Annotated in this window: 26 protein-coding genes, 1 other RNA gene and 1 pseudogene; 10 read left to right on the forward strand and 18 right to left on the reverse strand. The window is 68.0% G+C overall.

The window, feature by feature from the left end; genetic code table 11:
* Positions 1 to 48 precede the first annotated feature (48 nt).
* Positions 49 to 392, reverse strand: a transfer-messenger RNA (tmRNA) gene (ssrA, locus tag V5740_RS06965).
* Positions 373 to 873: a large conductance mechanosensitive channel protein MscL gene (gene mscL / locus V5740_RS06970; protein WP_347304465.1), complete on the reverse strand. Its 501-nt coding sequence runs from the start codon at positions 871 to 873 to the stop codon at positions 373 to 375. The genes ssrA and mscL overlap by 20 nt, the downstream gene beginning before the upstream one ends.
* Before the next feature lie 147 nt (positions 874 to 1,020).
* Between mscL and V5740_RS06975 the strand changes: the two genes are divergently transcribed.
* From V5740_RS06975 to V5740_RS06990, 4 genes are read left to right on the forward strand one after another with little or no spacing between them, the layout of a single operon-like run.
* The gene (locus V5740_RS06975; protein ID WP_347304340.1) at positions 1,021 to 1,701 is read left to right on the forward strand and encodes a LemA family protein; all 681 of its coding nucleotides are present in this window, start codon (positions 1,021 to 1,023) and stop codon (positions 1,699 to 1,701) included.
* An 11-nt stretch (positions 1,702 to 1,712) separates the two neighbouring features.
* The gene (locus tag V5740_RS06980; protein WP_347304341.1) at positions 1,713 to 2,555 is read left to right on the forward strand and encodes a TPM domain-containing protein; all 843 of its coding nucleotides are present in this window, start codon (positions 1,713 to 1,715) and stop codon (positions 2,553 to 2,555) included.
* Complete coding sequence (locus V5740_RS06985; protein ID WP_347304342.1) at positions 2,555 to 3,229, forward strand: TPM domain-containing protein; 675 nt, start codon at positions 2,555 to 2,557, stop codon at positions 3,227 to 3,229. Before V5740_RS06980 ends, V5740_RS06985 begins: the two co-directional genes overlap by 1 nt.
* Entirely contained in the window at positions 3,226 to 3,783 is a 558-nt protein-coding gene (locus V5740_RS06990; protein ID WP_347304343.1) for an NUDIX hydrolase, read from the forward strand. The genes V5740_RS06985 and V5740_RS06990 overlap by 4 nt, the downstream gene beginning before the upstream one ends.
* On the opposite strand, the gene V5740_RS06995 is transcribed toward V5740_RS06990, so the two are convergent.
* Entirely contained in the window at positions 3,780 to 4,712 is a 933-nt protein-coding gene (locus tag V5740_RS06995; RefSeq protein WP_347304344.1) for a 2-oxoglutarate and iron-dependent oxygenase domain-containing protein, read from the reverse strand. The two genes, V5740_RS06990 and V5740_RS06995, sit on opposite strands and share 4 nt — an antisense overlap.
* A gap of 86 nt (positions 4,713 to 4,798) precedes the next feature.
* Between V5740_RS06995 and V5740_RS07000 the strand changes: the two genes are divergently transcribed.
* Positions 4,799 to 5,542: a cytochrome c oxidase assembly protein gene (locus V5740_RS07000; protein ID WP_347304345.1), complete on the forward strand. Its 744-nt coding sequence runs from the start codon at positions 4,799 to 4,801 to the stop codon at positions 5,540 to 5,542.
* Positions 5,539 to 6,210, forward strand: coding sequence for a cytochrome b/b6 domain-containing protein (locus tag V5740_RS07005; RefSeq protein ID WP_347304346.1), 672 nt, complete (start codon positions 5,539 to 5,541; stop codon positions 6,208 to 6,210). Before V5740_RS07000 ends, V5740_RS07005 begins: the two co-directional genes overlap by 4 nt.
* A 43-nt stretch (positions 6,211 to 6,253) precedes the next feature.
* On the opposite strand, the pseudogene V5740_RS07010 reads toward V5740_RS07005, so the two are convergent.
* Positions 6,254 to 6,814, reverse strand: a pseudogene (locus V5740_RS07010) (c-type cytochrome); the annotation flags it as partial.
* 43 nt (positions 6,815 to 6,857) lie between these two features.
* On the opposite strand from V5740_RS07010, the gene V5740_RS07015 reads away from it, so the two are divergent.
* The 4 genes from V5740_RS07015 to V5740_RS07030 are packed head-to-tail and all read left to right on the forward strand — an operon-like array spanning position 6,858 to position 11,023.
* On the forward strand, positions 6,858 to 7,259 hold the full coding sequence (locus V5740_RS07015) for a c-type cytochrome (RefSeq protein WP_347304347.1): 402 nt from the start codon (positions 6,858 to 6,860) through the stop codon (positions 7,257 to 7,259).
* Positions 7,252 to 8,199 carry a c-type cytochrome gene (locus V5740_RS07020; protein ID WP_347304348.1) on the forward strand — a complete coding sequence of 316 codons (948 nt, stop codon included), beginning with the start codon at positions 7,252 to 7,254 and terminating at the stop codon, positions 8,197 to 8,199. The genes V5740_RS07015 and V5740_RS07020 overlap by 8 nt, the downstream gene beginning before the upstream one ends.
* Positions 8,196 to 10,736 (forward strand): cbb3-type cytochrome c oxidase subunit I, encoded by a 2,541-nt coding sequence (locus V5740_RS07025; protein WP_347304349.1) that lies wholly within the window; start codon positions 8,196 to 8,198, stop codon positions 10,734 to 10,736. Before V5740_RS07020 ends, V5740_RS07025 begins: the two co-directional genes overlap by 4 nt.
* A 2-nt stretch (positions 10,737 to 10,738) precedes the next feature.
* On the forward strand, positions 10,739 to 11,023 hold the full coding sequence (locus V5740_RS07030; RefSeq protein WP_347304350.1) for a hypothetical protein: 285 nt from the start codon (positions 10,739 to 10,741) through the stop codon (positions 11,021 to 11,023).
* 3 nt (positions 11,024 to 11,026) lie between these two features.
* On the opposite strand, the gene V5740_RS07035 is transcribed toward V5740_RS07030, so the two are convergent.
* From V5740_RS07035 to V5740_RS07100, 14 genes are all read right to left on the reverse strand, one after another.
* Positions 11,027 to 11,401, reverse strand: a complete 375-nt coding sequence (locus V5740_RS07035; RefSeq protein WP_347304351.1) for a flagellar protein FliS — start codon at positions 11,399 to 11,401, stop codon at positions 11,027 to 11,029.
* A gap of 4 nt (positions 11,402 to 11,405) precedes the next feature.
* Positions 11,406 to 12,842 carry a flagellar filament capping protein FliD gene (fliD, locus tag V5740_RS07040; protein ID WP_347304352.1) on the reverse strand — a complete coding sequence of 479 codons (1,437 nt, stop codon included), beginning with the start codon at positions 12,840 to 12,842 and terminating at the stop codon, positions 11,406 to 11,408.
* Positions 12,843 to 12,872: 30 nt separating this feature from the next.
* Positions 12,873 to 14,000: a flagellar type III secretion system protein FlhB gene (locus V5740_RS07045; RefSeq protein ID WP_347304353.1), complete on the reverse strand. Its 1,128-nt coding sequence runs from the start codon at positions 13,998 to 14,000 to the stop codon at positions 12,873 to 12,875.
* The gene (locus tag V5740_RS07050; RefSeq protein WP_347304354.1) at positions 13,997 to 14,779 is read right to left on the reverse strand and encodes a flagellar biosynthetic protein FliR; all 783 of its coding nucleotides are present in this window, start codon (positions 14,777 to 14,779) and stop codon (positions 13,997 to 13,999) included. Before V5740_RS07050 ends, V5740_RS07045 begins: the two co-directional genes overlap by 4 nt.
* Positions 14,780 to 14,783: 4 nt before the next feature.
* On the reverse strand, positions 14,784 to 15,056 hold the full coding sequence (locus V5740_RS07055) for a flagellar biosynthetic protein FliQ (protein WP_121116583.1): 273 nt from the start codon (positions 15,054 to 15,056) through the stop codon (positions 14,784 to 14,786).
* Positions 15,056 to 15,856, reverse strand: coding sequence for a flagellar type III secretion system pore protein FliP (fliP, locus tag V5740_RS07060; RefSeq protein ID WP_347304355.1), 801 nt, complete (start codon positions 15,854 to 15,856; stop codon positions 15,056 to 15,058). The genes V5740_RS07055 and fliP overlap by 1 nt, the downstream gene beginning before the upstream one ends.
* A complete protein-coding gene (locus V5740_RS07065; protein ID WP_347304356.1) occupies positions 15,853 to 16,140 on the reverse strand; it encodes a flagellar biosynthetic protein FliO in 288 nt (95 codons plus the stop codon). The genes fliP and V5740_RS07065 overlap by 4 nt, the downstream gene beginning before the upstream one ends.
* Positions 16,141 to 16,147: 7 nt before the next feature.
* The gene (gene fliN / locus V5740_RS07070) at positions 16,148 to 16,474 is read right to left on the reverse strand and encodes a flagellar motor switch protein FliN (RefSeq protein WP_347304357.1); all 327 of its coding nucleotides are present in this window, start codon (positions 16,472 to 16,474) and stop codon (positions 16,148 to 16,150) included.
* A gap of 14 nt (positions 16,475 to 16,488) precedes the next feature.
* Positions 16,489 to 17,376, reverse strand: a complete 888-nt coding sequence (locus V5740_RS07075) for a FliM/FliN family flagellar motor switch protein (RefSeq protein WP_347304358.1) — start codon at positions 17,374 to 17,376, stop codon at positions 16,489 to 16,491.
* Positions 17,373 to 17,942, reverse strand: a complete 570-nt coding sequence (locus V5740_RS07080; protein WP_347304359.1) for a flagellar basal body-associated FliL family protein — start codon at positions 17,940 to 17,942, stop codon at positions 17,373 to 17,375. The genes V5740_RS07075 and V5740_RS07080 overlap by 4 nt, the downstream gene beginning before the upstream one ends.
* Before the next feature lie 52 nt (positions 17,943 to 17,994).
* Positions 17,995 to 18,903: a hypothetical protein gene (locus tag V5740_RS07085; RefSeq protein ID WP_347304360.1), complete on the reverse strand. Its 909-nt coding sequence runs from the start codon at positions 18,901 to 18,903 to the stop codon at positions 17,995 to 17,997.
* Between the two features lie 338 nt (positions 18,904 to 19,241).
* Positions 19,242 to 19,664 carry a hypothetical protein gene (locus V5740_RS07090; protein ID WP_347304361.1) on the reverse strand — a complete coding sequence of 141 codons (423 nt, stop codon included), beginning with the start codon at positions 19,662 to 19,664 and terminating at the stop codon, positions 19,242 to 19,244.
* On the reverse strand, positions 19,657 to 20,985 hold the full coding sequence (locus tag V5740_RS07095; protein ID WP_347304362.1) for a FliI/YscN family ATPase: 1,329 nt from the start codon (positions 20,983 to 20,985) through the stop codon (positions 19,657 to 19,659). The genes V5740_RS07090 and V5740_RS07095 overlap by 8 nt, the downstream gene beginning before the upstream one ends.
* Positions 20,979 to 21,539: a FliH/SctL family protein gene (locus V5740_RS07100; RefSeq protein ID WP_347304363.1), complete on the reverse strand. Its 561-nt coding sequence runs from the start codon at positions 21,537 to 21,539 to the stop codon at positions 20,979 to 20,981. The genes V5740_RS07095 and V5740_RS07100 overlap by 7 nt, the downstream gene beginning before the upstream one ends.
* Positions 21,540 to 21,546 lie beyond the last annotated feature (7 nt).

A 21,546-nucleotide genomic window follows, 5' to 3' on the forward strand; every position in this document is an offset into this window, starting at 1 on the left:
AGGTGGGAAGGTGGAGGGACTTCTGTTGCCCGGCGCCCTCCGTGCCGCTGGTGTCCCTTCTGTTGCCCGGTGGGTCCAACCGCGCTTTAGCTTTGTAAGATCAGGCCGTTAGGCCGTCAGATTACGCAGCGATTGCGAGTGCTTCGTTGTCGTTGGCACTTGTGTGTTTTGAGCCTTATGCGGGTTACTCAGCCCGAGCGAAAACGATGTCTTTCAACACACGTCGATCCTGGTTCGGCCCCGTCATCAACAGCAGTCGCCTGCCGGTGGTGGTGGAGCCGCCGGGTACTGCCCCCGGGTCCGCTGTGCCTATTGCACACCACAATTTATCGCCATAGCCGACCGAAGCCGGCAACGACCCATATAGTGCGTTCAGATGAATTGTGAAGTGGGCGGCACATCGGGACCCTGCCGCTCCTTCAGCTCGGCCAGGATTTCCTTCAGCACGTCGAGTTGCGGATCGGTCGGCACGTCGGGCACGGCCGCGGTATCTTCCGCCGCCTTCTGCTTGGCCTGCACCTCGTCCAGCACCCGGTTGACGGTCTTGATCAGCAGAAAAAGCGCAAAGGCGACGATCAGGAAATTGATCAGCTGGGTGACGAAATCGCCATAGCCCAGCATCGCGACGCCCGCCGCCTTCAGATCGGCGTAGGAGGTGCGGTCGCCCGCGTAATCTGCCGGGATCTCTCCCAACAGGACAAAGAAGTTGGAGAAATCGACATCGCCGAACACCCAGCCGATCAGCGGCATGATGATGCTTTCAGTGAGCGATGTGACGATCCGCCCGAAGGCCGCGCCGATGATGACGCCGACGGCGAGGTCGAGCACGTTGCCCCGTGCGACGAACTTCTTGAATTCTCCGAACACCGCCATGCCCTGCCCCCAAGCTGTCACTGACATAGCTTAACCCGCAGTCCTGTCTGTTGGCAACCGGACGCTTGAACGGTGGCGGACGTGTGCTATCTGCATAACACAGTTTGTGCCGGCGATGGGCCGGCGATGGCGAGAGAGACACAACGCATGATTCGCTCCAACCCCTTCCGCTTCGTGGTCGTGGCGCTGGCCGCGCTGAGCCTCGCCGCCTGCGGCATCAACTCGGTCCCGACCAAGGAGGAGGCGGTGAACGCGCAGTGGGCCAATGTGCAGAGCGCGTATCAGCGCCGTGCGGACCTGATCCCCAACCTCGTCAGCACAGTGCGCGCGGCGGCAGGATCGGAGAACCAGATCCTCGACAACGTGACCTCTGCCCGCGCCCGCGCGACCAGCATCAATATCACGACGGAGGATCTGTCGAACCCGGCGGAGTTCCAGCGTTTCCAGGACGCGCAGAACCAATTGACGCAGGCGATGGGTCAGCTGCGCACCGTGGTGGAGGCCTATCCCCAATTGCAGAGCCAGGGTCGCTTCGCCGACCTGATGACCGCGATCGAGGGATCGGAGAACCAGATCAACGTGGAACGCATCCGCTACAACGAGGCGGTGCAGGACTATAACACGGAGATCCGCACCTTCCCGAGCGTGATCGGCGCCAAGCTGGTCCACGGGGCGCAGGCGAAGGTGCCGTTCCAGGCGAGCGCCGGCGCGCAGGATGCGCCCGACGTCGATTTCGGCGATGCGTTCGAAGGCGGCGCGCAGACCGGGACGCCGGCCAATGACAATGCCGGGCAGCAGCCCCGGCAGCCGGCGGCGGCTGCGAACTGAGCGCAATTCCGGTGACCTTGCTCCGCTGGCTGCTGACGCTGCTGGCCCTCACCGCCGGCACCATGGCCGCCGCGCAGGATTACCCCGCGCGGCCGGCCGGGCCGGTGCTGGATCAGGCCAACATCCTGCCCCCGCAGCAGGAGGCGACGCTGGATGCGCGGCTGCGCGAATACAATGCCCGCACCGGCCGTGCGGTGGTCGTTGCCACCGTGACCTCTCTGGGCGGAGAGCCCATCGAGACCTATGCCCCCGACCTGTTCCAGACCTGGGGCATCGGCGGCGAGAAGCGTGACCAGGGCTTGCTGCTGCTGGTCGCGCCGACCGAGCGCAAGGTGCGGATCGAGGTCGGGTACGGCCTGACGCCTTATGTCACCGATATCCTGTCCGGCCGTATCATCCGGGACACGATCACCCCTGCCTTTCGCGCCGGCAACTTCCCCGGCGGGATCGAGGCTGGCGTAAGCGCGCTGCTGACCCAGCTCGACCGAACGCCCGAAGATGCCGCGGCCATCGCGGAAGCGGCCGCTGCGGCTGAACGGGACGGGCGGCGCGGCCGCAGCGGTGCCTCGATCGCCACCATCGGCGGTGCAGTGTTCTGGGGTGCGCTGATCCTAGGGTTCATGCTGATGTTCGGCCGCAAGGGGCGGCGCGGCGGACGCCGTCGTCATCGCCGTTACGGCGCCGGTGACGCGGTGGGTGACGTGCTGCTGTGGAGCGCGGTCAGCAGCATGATGAACAATTCGGGCGGCGGTGGCTGGGGCGGCGGCGATGGCGGCTTCGGCGGCGGCGGTGGTGGCTTCGGTGGGTTCGGCGGCGGCATGTCCGGCGGCGGCGGCGCTTCGGGGAGCTGGTGATGGCTTATCTCACCCCTGAGGAGCACACCCGCGTCAGCGCCGCGGTCGCCGCGGCGGAGGCGCATACCAGCGGCGAGATCGTGACGATCGTCGCCGACCGGTCTGACGGCTATACCGACGTGGCGCTCGCCTGGGCGGCGCTGATCGCCTTCGCCGTGCTGGCGCTGCTGCCGTTCATCGCCGCGCCGGCGCTGGATGCGCTGGCGATCTTCCACGGCGGCTGGAACGTCGCGTGGGAGGCACCCGGCATCTTCGCCGCCGCGGCAGCGATCGGAATCGTGAGCTTTCTGATCGCGCTGGGTGTGCAAGCCTGGTTCCCGCTGCGCATGGCTCTGGTGCCCGGTTCGATCCGCACCGACCGGGCGGAAGATCGCGCGATCCAGCTGTTCAAGGTGGGCGCGGAGCGGCGCACGACGGGGCGTACGGGCGTCCTCATCTACCTGTCGATGCAGGAGCATCGGGCGGAGATCGTGGCGGACGAGGCGATCAACGCGCTCGTTCCGCCGGACACCTGGGGCGCGGCGATGTCCGCCCTGCTCGCGCCGATGAAGGACGGGCGCATCGCCGATGGCATGGTGGCGGGCGTGGAGCAGGTCGGCGCGGTGCTGGCGCAGCACTTCCCGCGCGCAGACGACGACCGCAACGAACTGCCCGACCGGCTGATCGAGCTGTGACCCGCCGCCTGCCGCCCGATGCCGATGCGCCGGAGGAGATCGTCTGGCGTGGCAAATTCGTGGAGGCGAAGCGCCGTGGGCGCTGGGAATATGCCGGAAGGCCGAGCAACATCCGCGCGGCGGTGATCCTGGCGCTGGATGGCGATCACGTGATCCTGGTCGAACAATACCGGGTGCCGTCCGGCCGCTACTGCCTGGAACTGCCCGCCGGGCTGATCGGTGACGAAGCCGGGCTGGAAGGCGAGGACGCGCTCGCCAGTGCCCGGCGCGAACTGGAGGAGGAGACCGGCTACCGCGCAACCGACTGGCAGGTGCTGGGCGAGTTCATGTCCAGCCCCGGCATGCTGAGCGAAGGCTTCACGCTGGTGCGGGCCACCGGCCTGACGCGGGTGGGCGATGGCGGCGGCACCGACAGCGAGGACATCGTAGTCCATCGCGTACCGCTGGCGCGCATCCACGACGTCGTGGCCGAGCACCGCGCCAAAGGTCACGGGCTCGACGTCAAGCTGCTGCTGCTGCTGGGCGGCGGGTGGCTGACCGCCAGCCCCGCTTAGGCCAGCTTGATTTCCCGCAGGCGCTGCTTGAGGTAGTCGTCGGCCGTGATCGGCTCCTCGGCATTCGCCCCGCCGCGATCGATCTGGCCCGGGTCGATCAGGAAATCCGGCCGAAAATGCAGGAAGAACGGCATCGAATAACGCGGGCGGGCAGCGGCCGGCCCTGTGGGGTTGACCACGCGGTGAGTGGTCGACGGCAACTGGCCGGCGGTTAGCCGTTGCAGCATGTCGCCGATATTCACCACCAGCGCACCTGGCGGCGGCGCGACATTGAGCCATTCGCCCGAGCGGGTCAGCAGTTCGAGGCCCGCCTCCTCTGCGCCCAGCAGCAAAGTGATGGTGTTGATATCCTCGTGCGGGGCGGCGCGCACCGCCCCCTCGGCCTCGGGCGGCACCGGCGGGTAGTGCAACAGGCGCAGCACCGAATTGCCGTTATCCACCGTGGGATCGAACCAGTGTTCGGGCAGGCCCAGATGCAGCGCGATGGCTGACAGGATGCGCGCTCCCACCAGTTCGAAACGGGCATACAGCTCCAGGAAGGTCGGGCGAAAGTCGGGCAGCACCTCGTCCGGCCAGATGTTGGGCGCCATGAACGCGGCCAACGGGTCGCCGGCGGGCAGTTCCCGGCCGACATGCCAGAATTCCTTCAGGTCCCGGACAGTGGCGCCCTTGGCCTGTTCGATCCCGAACGGGGTGTAGCCGCGCGCGCCGCCCTGCCCAGCCTGGTGCCACTCGCGCTTCTGCTCCTCCGGCAGCGCGAACAGGGCCTTCGCCTGCGCTTGCGCGCGGGCGATCAGGTCGGCGGGGATGCCGTGGTCGGCGACGATGGCGAAGCCGTATTGCTCGAACGACTGGCCAAGATCGGCGGCAAGCTCCGCCGCCGGGCGGGTGAGCGAAGTTGTGGCGATGGTGGACGTGGGGGTTGTCATGGCGCAAGGTCCTACTCCGCTTTGGCGCGTGGCGGAACCCTCGCCGCCGGTGGTCGTATGCAGGGGATGAAGCAGGTGGGGCGGACGTGACCGGGGCAGGCCAGTGGATACCCTATTGCGGGGCGGCCCCGCTGCCTGCCGAATGGCTGGCGCGGTGGAATTTCGATCCCGTGCTGCTCCTGGCGCTTGCCGCGCTTTCCTTCGGTTGGTGGCGCTGGCGCGATGCCGCGTGCAGCGGGCGGGCGGCGGCAACGGCACTCGGCATCGTGTTGATACTGTTCGTCAGCCCGTTCTGCGCGCTCGGCTCGGCATTGTTCGCGGCGCGTGTCGTGCATCACGTCGTATTGGCAACCGCGCTGGCGGCTGCGCTGGGTTCCGCGACGGGGCTGCACACCTGCCGCCTGCCCGGGTCGCTGCCGGTGCTGACCGCGATCCAGGTCCTGTGTTTCTGGGCGTGGCATGCGCCGCCACTCTATGCCGCGGCGTTGAGCCATGATGCGATCTTCTGGGCCATGCAGGTCAGCATCACCGGCACTGCCGCCTTGTGGTGGGCGCGGGTACGGCAGGGGAGCGCGGCCGCGGCTGTCACCTCTCTGCTGGCGACAATGATGCTGATGGGTGTGCTCGGCGCGCTGATCACCTTCGCCGGACGGGCGCTGTACGCGCCGCACTGGCTGTCGACGCAAGGCTGGGGACTGTCACCACTGGGGGATCAGCAACTCGCCGGCATCCTCATGTGGGCACCGGCCAGCGCGATCTACCTGCTGGCGGCCATGGCGATCCTGTACCGGGCCTTGCGCCGCGACGCGACGGAGCGCGCCGCGGCATGAGGCAGACTGTAACGGAATGGGCCGAGTCATACCGGCAGCGTGGCAAGTACACTCCGGTCGGCGTCACGTTCCACTGGGTCATGGCCGCGCTGGTGATCTACCAGCTCTGGTCCGGCTGGGTGATGCAGCGCGAGCTGGTCGGCGGCGACAAGCTGGAATTTTACGGCCGGCATACGGAACTGGGGCTGCTGCTGCTGCTGCTCGCCTTCCTGCGCTTCGTATGGCGGATGATGGTGCCCGGCCCCATCAATGATGGCGATCGGATGGGCTGGAAGACGACTGTCGCCCACGCGATGCATTGGGCGCTGTATACACTGTTCGCCATTCTGCCGCTGACCGGCTGGCTGATGTGGTCGGCGATCCAGCCGCCGCGCCCGCTCTACCTGGCGGGTGTGATCCCGCTGCCGCCCATGCCGCTGCACGACCTGTCGGTGGAATGGCAGTGGTGGGTCATGGACGTGTCACTGACCGTGCATGTCTTCGGCGTGATCGCGCTGACCGTGCTGGTGATCGGTCATGCGGGCGCCGCCATCAAGCACCACTTCTGGGATCGGGACGACGTGCTGGAGGGCATGTTGCCGGAGGTGCCCGATACCCAGTGGCACCCGGCAGGGCCGCGCTATAATCCGCAAGCGGCGCAAGCTCATCCTGTGCCAGCAGACGGCTGACATGGGTCATGGCGTCTAAAGCGTCGCCGTACCGCTTGCCCGTGCGCCATAGCTTCAACTGTTCCAGCAGATAGGGCGCCGGCTGCCCCGCCAGCGGCGGATTGCCCGTGCCGACACCTTCGCCGCGCGCACCATGGCAGGTGGCGCACGAGGCGATGCCGCGGTCTGCATCACCCTGCTGGTACAGGATCGCGCCGACGGCAGGAATGCACGCTTCCGGCAGGGCCGCGTCCTGTTTCACCGGCTCCGGCAGCGGAAGCTCCGCATAATAGTCGGCCAGCTTGACGCGCGCCTGGTTGTCCAGCCGCCCGGCGATCCAGGCCATCTGCGCATGGTTGCGCGCGCCGTTGTCGTAGTTTTCCAGCTGCTGCAGGAAATAACCGCGATCCATCGCGGCAAGGCGCGGGACCAGTTCGCCATCACCCTGTCCCTGCAGGCCGTGGCAGAGCACGCATGCCCCATCCACCCCGGCATCGCCGCCGCCCATGGCGATCACCTCGCCACTGGTTTCGAACGGCCGCGCCCGGTGCTGCTGCGAGCAGCCGGACAGCGCCAGCACGACGGCAGTTGCGGAAAGAAACGAATTGTTACGGATGCGCCCCATCCCATCGGGAACCGTCACGGCTTTGTACCGGTTCCCGACTTACATGCGGGGGCACAATCAGTTTGGCGGCATCAGCCTGTGGCCGGCGGTCAGCCTGTGCGTGCTGGCCCTTGCCGCCTGCAAGCCGCCGGAAGAGCCGCGCTACCAGCCGGAGGCGGATCTTGCCGAGAAGGGTTTGGCAGTGATCGAGCAGGCGGGCTGCGCCTCCTGTCACGAGATACCGGGTGTCGCCTGGCCGGAGGGGCGGCTTGGCCCATCACTGCGCGGGTTCGACGATGTCGGCCTGATCGCCGGCGCCGTGCCCAACACGGCGGAAAACCTCGCCGCATTCCTGCGCAACGCCCCGGCGGTGAAGCCGGGATCGACCATGCCGCCCATTCCCATCTCGCCTGATGAGGCGCGGGCGGCGGCGGCCTATCTATACGGGATCGACGACGATGTTTGAGGCTCTGTGGGGCTGGCCGCCGCCAGTGCTGGACCCGGCTGGGCCTTATGCCGACAAGGTGACGGTGCTCGCCTGGGTGCTGCTGGCGCTGGGCGTGATCGTCACGGCCATCGTCTGCGTGGCATTGTGGATCGCCATTCGTGGTCCCGCACCGCTGAAGCAGCGGCTGGGCGGGGAAAGCGCGGTATGGATCGGCGGCATCGCCTTCCCCGGCATCGTGCTGACCGCGTTGCTGATCTGGGGCCTGACGCTGACCGCCAACCTGACGGATGACATCACCGGGAACGAACGCCGCATCCGCGTGACAGGGGAAATGTGGTGGTTCCGCGTCCAGTACCTCGATGCCGCAGGCCGCGTCACCATGGAGGACGCGAACGAGATCCACATTCCGGTGGGCGAGCCGATCGTGCTGGAACTGCGCAGCGGCGACGTGATCCACAATTTCTGGGTGCCGCACCTGTCGGGCAAGAAGGACATGCTGCCCGGCAGAACCAATCTCCTGCGCCTGCAGGCGGGCGAGGCGGGGCAGTTCGGCGGGGTCTGTGCCGAATATTGCGGGGGTCCGCACGCCTTGATGGGCTTTGTCGCCATCGCGCATGAGCCGGCCGATTTCGCCCGCTGGGAACAGGCGCGGATGCAGCGGCTGGCGACGGTGAATGCGACCGGTGGCGCAGGGCGGCAGCTGTTCATGGATAGCGGTTGCGGCGCGTGCCACCGGGTTGCCGGAACGGAGGCCAACGGCCTTGCCGGACCTGACCTGACGCATGTCGGCACGCGCGCTTCGCTGGGCGCGGGCATCCTGCCCAATCATCGCGGTACGCTGATCGGCTGGATTGGGGACAGCCAGGGAATCAAGCCAGGCAATCGGATGCCAAGTTACGACACGCTGTCCGCCGGGCAGCTGGACGCCATTGCCCAGTGGCTGGAACAGCAGCGATGAGATCGGAGACAGGGTTCGACCACGCGCTGTACGACCGTTTCCCCACCAGCAATCCCCGGCCGGAAGGCGAGGTGGAGGAGCTGGAGCGGATCTGGTGCAAGCCGCATGGCTGGGAATACCTGCAGGCGGTCAACAACAATTACATCGGCTTCATCTATGTGGTGACGGCGCTGTGCTTCTTCCTGGCGGCGGGCGTCCTGTCGCTGGGGATGCGGGTGCAGCTTGGCGCCCCGCTGATGGAGTTCCTGCCGCAGGACACCTACAACCAGTTCTTCACCATGCACGGCACGGTGATGATGTTCCTGTTCGCCGTCCCCATGGTGGAGGCGATCGGCGTCATGCTGCTGCCACAGATGCTGGCCGCGCGCGACCTGCCCTTCCCGCGCCTGTCGGCCTACGCCTTCTGGGCCTACGCCGTGGGCGGGTTCTTCTTTTTCTGCAGCCTGTTCGTGGGCCTGGCGCCTGATGGCGGCTGGTTCATGTATCCGCCGCTGACCAGCCTGCAATACAGCCCCGGTCTCAACACCGACATGTGGTTGCTGGGCATCGGCTTCATCGAGATCAGCGCCATCGCCGGTGCGGTGGAGATCATCGTGGGCGTGCTACGCACCCGCGCGCCGGGCATGACGCTGGATCGGATGCCGATGTTCGCATGGGCCATGCTGGCCTTTGCCGTCATGATCCTGATCGCCTTCCCCAGTGTGATCCTATGCACCCTGCTGCTGGAGCTGGAGCGCGCGTTCAACTGGCCGTTCTTTGATGCGACACGCGGTGGCGACCCGCTGCTGTGGCAGCACCTGTTCTGGTTCTTCGGCCATCCGGAGGTGTACATCATCTTCCTGCCCGCGGCCGGGTTGATGAGCATGATGGTGTCCACCATCGCGCAAACGCCGTTGGTGGGATACCGGCTGAACGTGCTGGCGATCGTCGCCACCGCATTCATCAGCTTCGGCGTGTGGGCGCACCACATGTTCGCCACCGGCATGCCACGCGTGTCCACCGGCTATTTCAGCGCGGCCAGCATGGCCGTCAGCCTGCCTGCCGGCATCCAGGTGTTCTGCTGGATCGCGACCATCGCGTCGGGCAAGATCCGCTGGTCCACCCCTGCCCTGTACGTGGTGGGATCGGTGATGATCTTTACCATGGGCGGGCTGACGGGCGTAATGGTCGGCATGGTGCCGTTCGACTGGCAGGTGCACGATACCTACTTCATCGTCGCCCATTTCCACTACGTGCTGATCGGCGGCATGGTGTTCCCGGTGTTCGCCGCGTTCTACTACTGGGCGGGCATGACCAGCCGGCGACCGCTGAGCGAGCGGCTGGGCAAATGGAGCTTCTGGCTGCAATTCGCCGGCCTGCACATCACCTTCCTACCGATGCACCTGACGGGGTTCATGGGCATGCCGCGGCGGGTCTACACCTACCTGCCGGATCGCGGTCTGGACCTGCTCAACATCACCAGCACGGTGGGTGCCTTCGTCATGGCGGCAGGCGTGCTCGTGTTCCTGGTCGATTGCGCGCGCAACTTCCGCTTCACCACCGACGATGATGCGGGCAACACCTACAATGCAGGCACGCTGGAATGGCTGCCGACAGGCCTCTATTCCACCCGCTCCATCCCCATCGTGCGCAGCCGCGATCCGCTGTGGGATCAGCCGGGCCTGGCGAAGGAGGTGGAGGATGGCCGCTATTTCCTGCCAGGCAGCATCACGGGCCTGCGCGAAACGCTGATCACCAGCCCGATCAATGCGGAACCGCAATATATCCAGCTGATGCCCGGCCCATCGCCCTGGCCGCTCGCCGCCGCGGTGTTCACGGCCGGCATCTTCCTGGCGCTGACGGTGCAGGCCTACAGCTTCTCCGCCATCAGTTGCGTCTTCATGCTCTATGCCACCTTGCGCTGGCTGTGGGAGACGGATCGCCCCATCCGGCTGAAGAAGGGCGACGTCGGCGGCGGCATCATCCTGCCGATCACGATCACGGGGCCGAGCAGCCATAGCTGGTGGGCGCTGAACGCCACGCTGGTGGTCATCGGCATGATCGCGCTGATGACGCTGTTCGCCTACCTTTATCTATTCGGCATCCATCCGGAGGTCTGGTTACCCGCCCCGCCGCTGGCGCAGACGGGCGGCATTGCCGCACTGCTGCTGCTGGCGCTGGCCGCGGCATGGTGGTCCCGCCGGTCGCTGGCGCAGACGGAGGATGGCGACTTCGCCGGACAGACACCGTGGATGAGCGCGGCGGCCGCCGCCGCCTTGCTGACCGTCGCCCTGTACTGGGACGTGACCGGCTGGCTCGCCAGCGGCCTGCATCCTACCGCCACCGGACAGGGCGCCACGGTTTTCGCCCTGCTGGCACATCAGGGGACGTGCGTGATCACCGCCATCATCATGGCGGCGTATCTGGGCTGGCGCAGCGCACGCGGGCTGCTGACCGGGTCCGCCAATGTGACGCTGGACGTGGTTGTGCGCTGGATCGGCTTCACCGCGTTGCAAGGGCTGATCGGCAGCATGATCATACGGTTGCTGCCGGGCTGATCATGACCGATCCCGTCACTTTCAACCGCATCGACTGGTTCACCGCCTTCTGGGCGCTGTGCGTATGGTTCGCCCATTTCATGCTGGTGTGGAGCGCCAGCGTGATCTGGCCGGTCGGGCCCATCGGGCGGATCGTTGCGCTGGGGCTGACGCTGGTGGCACTCGCCGTCAATGGCTGGCTGTGGCGACGGGTCCGGCCCGTCTCCATCCGCTCCGTCGCGGGGCTTGGGCTGGCGATCGCCACGGTGGCGATCAGCTTCAGCACCGTGCCGGCGCTGATCGGCTAGCCCTCAGGATGCGTTCGCGAAGGCGGTGCGCAGGTCGGTGAAGTCGCTGCGCACCTCCTCCAGCGCGGGCGTGTCGAAGCGGATCGCGCAATCGAGCACGCGTGTCCGCGCCGCGCCGTAAAATTGCAGCAGCGCCTCCGCCAACGGCGCCTGCCGGTCGATCCCCATCTCCAGCGCCGTCAATGCAGTGATCGTGCGGGTCAGCCCGTGGCTGCGCATCTGGTAGTTGCGCTGCCGATGCGCCAGGATCGCCAGCGCCAGGCTGTCCACCACCTCTGCCACGCAAACGCGCACCAGATCCGCGGCGGAGGCCCCGTTGATCCGCGCGTCGAACTGGCTTCGGCGATATGCCTCGTTTGGGTCCCTCAGCGCGAGCATGGGATCAGTCGCCCTGCGCGTTCCACACGTCGATCTGCTGCTGCAGGAAGCTCAGCGTGGACTTGAAGCTGTTGACGGTGGTTTCCGTCCGGCTGAACTGCGTCACCATGCGGGTCCGCAGCGCCTCCTGCTGCTCGGCCAGCTTGACCAGCTCCGCCTCGATCCGGCTGTTCTGCTGCTGGTAGACCTTCTGCGCAGAATAGGCGAGCGTGCCGCCCACCTGGCTGTTGCCGGTGTTTCGCGCCAGCCGATCCATGGTGCTGTAGACGCCGTTTAAGCCGGTGGTGAACATCGCGGCGACACCTGCCGGATCGGCCGCCAGCGTTGCCTGCAGGCGGGCGGGATCGATGGAGAAGGTGCCGTCCCGTTCTAGCTTCATGCCCAGATCCGCCAGCCGCGCGGGGGAGCCTGTGGCGGCGCCCGGCATGACCATCTGGCCTGGCAGTTCCCGCAATTGCTGGCGCAGCGTACGGGCGCCAAGATCGGTCGCCAGCTCACCGCCGATGCCCATGGCGGTGTTCAGCACACCGACGATCTCGTTCAGGGAGGTGACGAAATCGGTCATCCAGCTGCTGATGTTTTCCACCGGGCTGGCAAAGGTGATGGTGGTGGGCGCACCCGCATTGGTCCCCGTCAGGCTGAGTTCCAGACCAGGTGCCACCTGCCCGGTCTTGTTAGTGGCGCTGCGCATTTCCAGACCGTCCAGCATGAATAGCGCGTCCTGCGCCGCGCCCTTCAGCCGCGTGGCATCACCCCCGGCCTTCGGGTCCCAGGCGAGCGGGGCAAGGCCGCCGCCGGTGGTCTCCAAGATGAAGCCGTTGGCCTCCCCCTCCGCACCCTTCAGCACCAGTTGCGCGCCGGCCGCGGTCGTGGCGACATAGGCCGTGACGCCTGCACCCTTCGCATTGATGGCGTTCGCTGCGTCCGCCAGCGTGGCGCCGGCGGGCAGTTCCACCTCCAGCGCGGGCTTTGCGGGGCTGGCGGGGGTGAAGCTGCTGCCGGTCGTCGCGCCGAAGCGGATGGTCAGCGTGCCGGCATCCACCGGGGCGCTGCTGCTGGCGAACACGCCGGAAGCAAGCGTCTGTGCCCTGGCAACCTGCGTCACCTCCAGCGAATAGCTGCCCTTGCCGCTGGTGCCGAGCGGAGAAGAGACCTGCGCCACCACGCTGTTGGCGATTGCGGGCTGAGCCGACAAATTGCCGGTGCGCACCCCTTCCCCAATTGCGGTGGCGAGCGAGGACAGGCCCCCGCGAATGGCGGAAGCCGTGCTGATGCGGGTCTCCATCAACTCGCTCTGCTGTTCCAGCCGTTGGCGGCGGGCCTGGAACTGCACCGTCGACAAGTCCGTCGCAAGTTGCGACCAATTGACCCCGCTGCCCGCATTCAGCGACGCTATGATGGAGGAGGCGGAGTTCGCCGTGCTTGGGGGAGTGCTTGCCATGCCGGGTAGAACGGCCGCCACTGCGCCTGCTTAAGAGGCCAGCCGGCCGTCCGCATCGAAGCGCAGCGCCACCGGCACGTCCACGGCGGGCAGCGGGCGCGCCTCCCCCCGACGAAGCGAGAAGACATGGGCCAGCACGACGGCGAGCGCGCCGTACAGCTCTTCCCGGATCGTCTGGTTCTCCCGCGTGGTGTAGAACACGCTGCGGGCGAGCTGCGGGTATTCCAGCATCGGCACCGCCATCTCGAGTGCCAGTTCCTTCATCGCGGCCGCCTTGTCGCCGCGCCCCTTGGCCAGCACGACCGGAGCGGCGGCACGAGCTGGATCGTAAGTCATGGCAATCGCAAAGTGCGTGGGATTGGTCAGCACGAATTGCGCATCGCGCATGGCGGGCGCCACCGCCCCCCGGGCGATCTCCCGCTGTCGCTGGCGCCGCATTGCGCGGGTCTCCGGACTGCCTTCGCTTTCCTTGTTCTCGTCCCGCAGTTCCTGCATGCTCATCTTCAGGCGGCTGTTGCGGCGCAGCCATTGCACCGGCACGTCCGCCAGCGCGATCAGGACCAGCCCACCGCCCAGCGCCAGCAACAGGCTGAGCAATGCGCCCCAGCCCGCATCCAACTGCCCGGACAGCGTGCTGCGCCCGAGGCCCACGATCGTGTCGAGCCAGGACTGGCCCCACCAGAAAGCGATGGCGCCCAGCAGCGCCACCTTGGCGAGGCCCTTGGCCAGTTCGATCAGCCCCTGCATGCCGAACATCCGCTGCAACCCCGCCAGCGGATCGATGCGTGATCCCTTCCAGCCCATGTTGCCGGGCACCCAGCGCCCGCTGCCCAGGCCCAGTTGCGTCACCAGCGTGACCGCGATCACCGGCAGCGCGATGCTTGCGATCAGCGGCAGTCCGATCAGCAGCGCGTTGATCAGCAGGCGAGCCGGACTAAATTCATTGATCTGCCCGCGGTCGAACTGGAACGCGCCGCGCAGCAATGTGCCAAGCGCCTGCAACAGCCATGGGCCGGCAAAGGCGAGCCAGGCGGCGGCCAGCAGGATCACGCCCGCCGTCGCCAGCTCCCGGCTGCGCAGCACATCGCCCTTGTTGGCGGCGTCGCGCAGCCGCTTCTCCGTCGGGGCAAAGGTCTTCTCGCCAGCGCTTTCGCTCATTTCAGCACCGCGACGGTCTGTTCCACGGCCTGCCCGGCAAGCATCGCCAGCTGTTCATGCAGCAGCGGCGCGGTCACGATCAGCGCCGCGATCCCGGCCAGCACTGCGGCGGGCAGGCCCAGTGCGAACAGGTTCAGCGATGGCGCGGCGCGGCTCAATACACCCGTGACGAACTGCACCAGCAGCAGGATCAGCGTGACGGGCAAACCGATGCGCAGGGCGGTGGCGAACATCTCGCCGGCGAAACCCGCCACCAGCTGCAACCGCTCCGCCCCCAACCAGGTCTCGCCCGGCGGAAAGGCGCGGTAGGATTCCATCAGCAGCGCGATCCAGTGGAGGTGCGCCCCCACACTGAGGAAGATCAGCACCAGCACGATATTGAAGTACTGGCCAAAGGCGGTGGTCTGCCCGCCACCCTGGGGGTCGGCGGAAACGGCCATGCTCATGCCCATGGACCCGGCGATGACCTCTGCCGCCAGCGGCGGTGCGGCGAAGGCGATCTGCAGCACGAACCCTAGGGTGGCCCCCACCAGCACCTCGCCCGCCACGGACAGCAGGCCGGCAACGGACAGCAGCGCGGGCGGGGTCGGCACGTCGGGCAACCAGATGGAGGCGAAGATGGCGAGCGCGCCCGTGACACAGGTCCGCACCGTCACCGGCACCCCCGCCCCGCCGAAGAGCGGGGCGGCGAGCAGCGCGGCGCCGATCCGCGTCATCAGGAACAGCACGCGCCAGAACTCCGCCTCCAGCGCGCCGAAGCCGAAATCGAGCTGGATCATGGGCTCAGTCGCCGATCCGGGCGATCTCCACGAAGATCTGGCCCATGAAGTCGGACACCAGCACCATCATGGAAGAACCGAGCAGCACCAGCACCAGCGCGATGGCGGCCAGTTTCGGCACAAAGGTCAGCGTCTGTTCGCTCACGCTGGTGGCAGCCTGCACCAGGCCGATCACCAGACCCACGGCCATGCTGGCCAGCAGCACGGGCGCAGCGACCAGCGCGGTGACCCACAGCATCCGGTCGGTCAACGACAGGAAGAGCGCGAGGTCGTCCATCAGGCGAAACTGCTTGCCAGGCTGCCCATCAGCAGCGCCCAGCCATCGACCAGCACGAACAGCAACAGCTTGAACGGCAGGGACACCAGCATCGGGCTCATCATCATCATGCCAAGGCTCATCAGCACGCTGGAGACGACAAGGTCGATCACCAGAAACGGCAGGAACAGCATGAAGCCGATCTGGAAGGCGGTCTTCAGCTCGCTGGTGACGAAGGCGGGCAGCAGGATGGAGAACGGCACGTCATTCGCCCGCTCGAACGCCGGCACCTTCGCGATGTCGGCGAACATGCGCAGATCGTTCTCCCGCGTTTGGCGGATCATGAAGCGGTGGAACTCGTCACCCGCACGGGCGACCGCATCCTCCGCATTCATCTGCCCGGCGGCATAGGGGGCCAGTGCGGCATTGTTCACCCGGTCCAGCGTGGGCGCCATGACGAACAGCGACAGGAACAGCGACAGCCCGATCAGCACCTGATTGGGCGGCGTCTGCTGCAGGCCCAGCGCCTGGCGCAAGATGGCCAACACCACGATGATGCGGGTGAAGCTGGTCATCATCAGGATCAGCGCGGGCAGGATGGTGAGGAGACCCATCACCAGCAGCAGCTGCAGCGACAGGCTCAGCGGCTCGCCCCCGGCCCCGCCCAGTTCGCCGAATGCACGGTCCAGCGCGCCGGGCACCGCGGCGGGTGGCGCGGGCACGCCGGGCGGCATCGCTGGAACGGCGGCCTGCGCCCAGGCGATCGCGGGTGTTGCCATCGCGCCGACAGTGCCGGCGATGGTGGCCAGCGGACGGATCATGCCTGGGTCTCCAGCATCGGGGCAGCGGGCCGCGCGGGCGCCTCCGCCAGCCGGGTCACGCCGCCGCGCCCCGTGGCGACCAGGATCTCGCGCCCATGGAATTCCAGCACGGCGAGGCGCAGGGTGGGCGAGAGCATCACCGTCTCCACCACTCGCACGGCCCGGCCGCCCGCCTTCGGCGCGCCGATCGTACCCTGCATGCGCTGCGCCAGCTTCAGGCTGCCCCAGATCAGGCCGCCGATCAGCGGCAGGAGGATCAGCAGCTTCAGGCTGTACCAGAACATGCGTCCGTCACCCCTTGGCCGCGCGGGCGCCGGCGGCGCGGGGCACCTTGGCCTCGATCTCCGGCGCGGTGGCCGGGGTCGCCGGCGGTGCGGCGCTGACCAGTTCCAGGATGCGCAGGCCGAAGCGGTTGCCCTCGGCCACCACTTCGCCCCGGGCGATCAGCTTGCCGTTGACCATCACGTCCAGCGGTTCGTCCACCAGCCGGTCCAGCCGGACGACACTGTCCTCGGCCAGGGCCAGCACATCGCGCAGCCGCATCTGGGTGCGGCCCAGTTCGACCGTCAGGCGCACATCAATGTCCTGGATCAGGCCGAACCCGTCGACGATGCTCATCGTAAAACGTCCTTTCAGGCAAAAAGAGGGTGTGAAATCTGCACGGCGACCTGGTCGTCCAGCTCGCCCACCGTGCCGCGTGCGATCAGCGTGCCGTCGATGCTCAGCGGCACCGCGCGCGCGACGCCGACCGGCAGCACCGCACCGGGCTTCAGCCCGGCCAGGCGACTGAGCGGCAGGGTCATGTCGACCAGCGTCGCCGACAAGGGCAGCGGCAGGTCGGCGAACGGTTGGTCCAGCGGGCCCGCCGGAACGCGCTTGCCTTGTGGACGGGCGCTTTCATCGGGCGCCACCATCGCCGGCAAGGCATCGGCCGGCACCACGATCGTCACCGTCGCCGCCTGGCGCCACGGCCGACCAAGCTCGCATGCGACCAGCACGACCGGCAGTTCATCCGCATATGGTGCCATGATCTCCAGGCTGGTGTCGCGCTGGGCAGGGGCGAGCGGGCAGGCCAGCGTGTCGCCGACCGCCTCCGCCACCGCGCGTTCCAGCTTCTCCGCCAGGCGATCGGCGGACAGTGGCAGGGTGGCGGGCAGCGGCCCCTCCAGCTCCCCCGTCCCGCCGAAGGCACGATCCAGCTCGGCCAGTATAGCCTTGCCTTCGACGGAGATCAGCAGGCGATGGCCCGTACCCTCGATCGTCCATAGCGCGTTGGCCGCCATCGGGGCGATGCTGCGCCACAAATCGCCGGCCGGCATCTCCTCGATCGCGGTGGCGCGCACCTGCGGCTCGTCCACCGCCAGCACGGCGGCAAGGCCATCGGCGAGGCGCCGGGCTAGTCGGCCATGCTGCGCCTTCAGCCGCGGTAGCGGCGCGGCGCGGGTGGGCGCGGGGCGGCACAGGGCCGCCGCATGGGCGGCAGCGCGCCCAGCGGCCTGGATCGGCGCGAACTGCATCATTGGACGATGATCTGCGTGAACAGGACGTCGTCGACGCCTCCAAAACCCTCGTGCTTCTCCAGCTCGTCATTGAACGCGTGCGCCAGCCGCTTCTGCAGGTCGGCGCGGCCTGGCGCGGTATTCACGGCCATCTCGTCCGTATTCGCCAGTTCGACCAGCGCACGGCTGCGCAGCGCCAGCTCATGCTCCTTCAGCCACATCAGCACCCGCCCGTCGCGCTGGGTAGAGGCGACCAGGCTGACCTGCACCATCGCAGGCGAATCCTTGAGGTTGCTGGTGAAGCTGTCGGTGAAGTTGAAATAAGCGGTGCGGTACTTGCTGCCGCCATCGCCATGGACCACGGCCACGGCATCCTTCTCTCCCGATGCGACGGGATAAGGATCGTCCTCTCCCTTGCGCACCAGTTCCGGCCCATCAGCCTCGTCCGCGCCATGCCCGTTGCCGACCACGCCAGCGGCCATCAGGCCCATGGCGCCGCCACCGCCCGCGCCCAGCAGGACAACGCCCAGCAGGACCTTCATCAACAGGCCCTTCTTACCCTTCTTCGCTTCGCCGCCTTCGCTCACGTCCGAAAACCCCCGTTACGATGTCTGGTTAATGGCGCGGAAGGAGTTAACCTCACGCATAGGTCCCGCTACGCGCTTCCCCGTGGCCGACGGGCTGCTGCTGCTGCTCGCGACGGCTCTGGTCGAAGCGCGAGTGTGGCTGTCCGGCGAAGCCGTCGCGGCCCTGCTGCTGCCCGCGCCCTTCCCCGCCGGGCCTGGCACTCTCCCGCTCCGGCGGAGACTCGCGGCGATCTGGCGCGCTGTCGAAGTGCGGCAGGTCGGCCCCAGCCATCGCGGCGACCAGCGCGGCCTGGCTGTCGGTGTCGGCAGCGGCGACCTGGATCGCCAGTTCGCCGCCCCTCCCCTGCTCGATGGAGAGCGACAGTGGCCCAAAATCGGCATGATCCACCGCCAGCTGGGTGGAGACCGGCGCCACCGCCTCACGCGCTGCGGCGAGCCGCTCCACGATCTGCGTGAGATCCTGCATCGCCAAAGGCTGCGCCTGCGGCGCGGCAGGGATGGTGACGGCCTGATCCACCGCTCCCGCAACGGATTGCAGGTCAAGGGCGGGCGATTGCGCCGCTCGGGGCATCGCTGCCGACGGAAGGCCGGGCATTGTCGAACGCTCGCCCGAAGCGGCGACCGGCAGATCCGCGGCGACCAGCGTCACGGCAGCCGGGGCCCCCGGCGCCGTAACGGCGGTTTGAGGCGACGCGGTCTCCGCCGTGCGGTCGCGCGCCGCACCGGCGAACGGCACGGTCCCCGCACTCACCGGCGCGGCCGTGAGAACGGGCGTGGGTGCCAACGCTGGCACAGCGGCAGGCACGGGCACAGAAACAGGCGTCGGCAGCTCCTCAATTGTGGCAACCGGCAAGCCGGATGCCGGGTCGGAGCTCTCGCCACCCGCTTGGGGTTCGCCATCTTGGTTCGCGTCGATGGTCCCCATGGCGGTCGCCACGCTTTCCAGTGCCAGCGCTGGCATCGATCGTGGCAGCAAGCTGCCACCGGCAAGGAGAGGCGGCAATTCCTTGCCGGTGGCCGATGCCGGCACCCGGCAAGGCAAGGCTGAAATAGGGTTCGCCGCAGCCGGCTGGACCTGTGCCAGCGCTGGCACGATCGCCGTATCTCCTTTCACGCCGGCGGGGGCAGACGCCACCGCCCCCTCCAGCATCCGGGCGAAAGGCATGTCCGCGGGTGGCTCTGCGCCCTTTTCTGCCGTTCCGTTCCCCAGCAGGCTCAGCAAGCTATCGCCGCCGGTCATCCTGGTTGCGTTGAGAGGTGCCATGTCGATGTGTCCTGCGCTGTGATCCCGCAGGCGCATCAATCAAGAAGCGTGCCATCCACCCGTTGCGGCACCGCTGCATCGCGCCGCTCCCGCTCCGTCTGCAACAGCGCGGCAAGATCGCGGCGATCCTCCGCCGAGCGCTGGCGGCGCCGATCGGCGCGCGCCAGTTCGGCAAAGCGCGCCTCCGCCTCCGCTCGCGCCTGTTCGGCCTGCATCTTTGCGGCGCGGCCGATTTCGCCCAGATGCGCGCTGAGCGTGGTGGCGGCGACGAGGTCCGCACCATCGCGGGCATTGTCGCGCAAGGAATAGAGTTCGGCGAGCGTGCGGGTCCGGTCGGACAACCCCTCCAGCCGGGTGCGCACCGCTTGCGCCGCCTGAGCGTCGGCGGCAGCGCGGCGGTATTCGGCGCCGCGCATCCGCTCGATCAGCAGCGCCCGGCGCAGGCGCGCCTTACTCATCGCCGATCAGCGCGGTCAGTTGATGCGCCGCTGTCGCCAGCGGCACGCATTCGCCGATCTCCTGCGACAGGAAAGCGGACAGCGCCGGCGCCAGCGCGATGCCGCGGTCCAGCAGCGCATCGGCCCCGGCGCGATAGGCGCCCATCAGCACGAGATCGCGATTGCTCTCGTAAGCCGACACCAGCGCGCGGAACCGGCGCGCGCGCGCCAGCTGCGCGGGCGGCACGATGTCGGTCATCACCCGGCTGAGCGAGGCGCCGATGTCGATCGCCGGATATTGCCCGCGCTGCGCCAGATCACGCGACAGCACAATATGGCCATCCAGAATGGATCGGGCGGTGTCCACCACCGGGTCGTTCTGGTCGTCGCCATCGGCCAGCACGGTGTAGATGCCGGTGATTGAGCCGCCACTCGTTGCCGAATTGCCGGCACGTTCCACCAGCTTGCCGATCGTGTTCAGGGCCGAGGGGGGATAGCCGCGCGCGGCGCCCGGCTCCCCCAGCAGGATGCCGATCTCCCGCGCGGCATGGGCGATGCGGGTCAGGCTGTCCTGGATCAGCAGGACGTTGAGGCCCTGGGCGCGGAAATGTTCGGCCAGCGACGTCGCCAGCAAGGCGCCGCGCAGGCGGACATTGGCGGCATGGTCCGCGGGCACCGCCACCACGCAGGTGCGGCGCGCCGCGTCCCCCTGCATATGCCGGTTCACGAAATCCGACACTTCGCGCGCGCGTTCGCCGATCAGGCCGACCACGACCACGTCGGCGGCGGCCCAGCGGGCGATCATGTCGATCAGCACGGACTTGCCCACGCCCGATCCGGCCATGATACCGACCCGCTGCCCGATGCCGAAGGTGGTGAGCGCATTCAGCGCCCGGATGCCGGTGTCGAACGGCTGGCGTACGCTGGCCCGGTCCAGCGCGCCGGTGCGCCGGCCGTTCGCCGGCCAGTCGGCTAGAGCGCGCACCGGCGGGCCGCCATCGATCGGCCGGCCCATGCCATCCACCGCCCGACCCAGGAACTCGGGGCCGACCGGCACCATGCCGGGCCGCCCCTCCGGCCGGACCACCAGGCCGGGACGCAGCAGCACCGCATCGCCCAGCAGCATCATCATCGTGCGCCCGTTGCGGAAGCCGATCACCTCCGCCATCAGGTCCGTGTCGCGGCCATCGTCGATCCGGCACAACCCGCCGACGGGGACCGTCAGCCCGCTCGCCTCAATCAGACCACCGTCGCATGCGGTAATCCGGCCGAAGCGGCGCGGCGCGCAGTCGAACGGCGTGACGGCGAGATCGTCCAGCAGGCGGTCCAGCTCCCTCAGCATTCGCGAAATGCCTCCGCCAGGATGCGGCGCCATTGGGCCGGGCCATCCTCCACGCCGCCATCGGCCGTCTCGATCCGCAGGGCACCGCGTTCGACGTCTGGGTCGGGCGCACACTCGAGCCCTGCCGGCAGGCGCGCGGCGATCAGGCTGAAATCGTCGGGATGCAGCAGTACGCGCTTTTCATCCTGCGCGCGGCGAAGCAGCGCGGCGGCCTTCTCCACCCGCAAAGCGAGACCATCGGGATCGATCGCCAAGGGCGCGATCGTCTCCTCGCAAAGGGTCAGCACTGTCTGACGCAGGCGATCGCGCAACTCCACCAACGCATCGGCATTCATGCGGGCGAAGGCAAGCTCGATCTGGCCACGCGCGGCATCGCGGTCGGCCTCCTCCCGACGCGCATCCTCCATGGCCTCCAGCCGGCCCTGAGCGCGACCTGCATCGAAGGCGGCCTCCGCCGGGTCGATAGCGGGTTCCGCCGGCACGGCCAGCGGCACAGGATCGACCGGCACAAGGCTGAACCGCCGGTCGGCGGCGAAGCCACCGCCGATGCGCATGGGGCGA

Source organism: Croceibacterium sp. TMG7-5b_MA50 (assembly GCF_039830145.1).
GTDB lineage: Bacteria > Pseudomonadota > Alphaproteobacteria > Sphingomonadales > Sphingomonadaceae > Croceibacterium.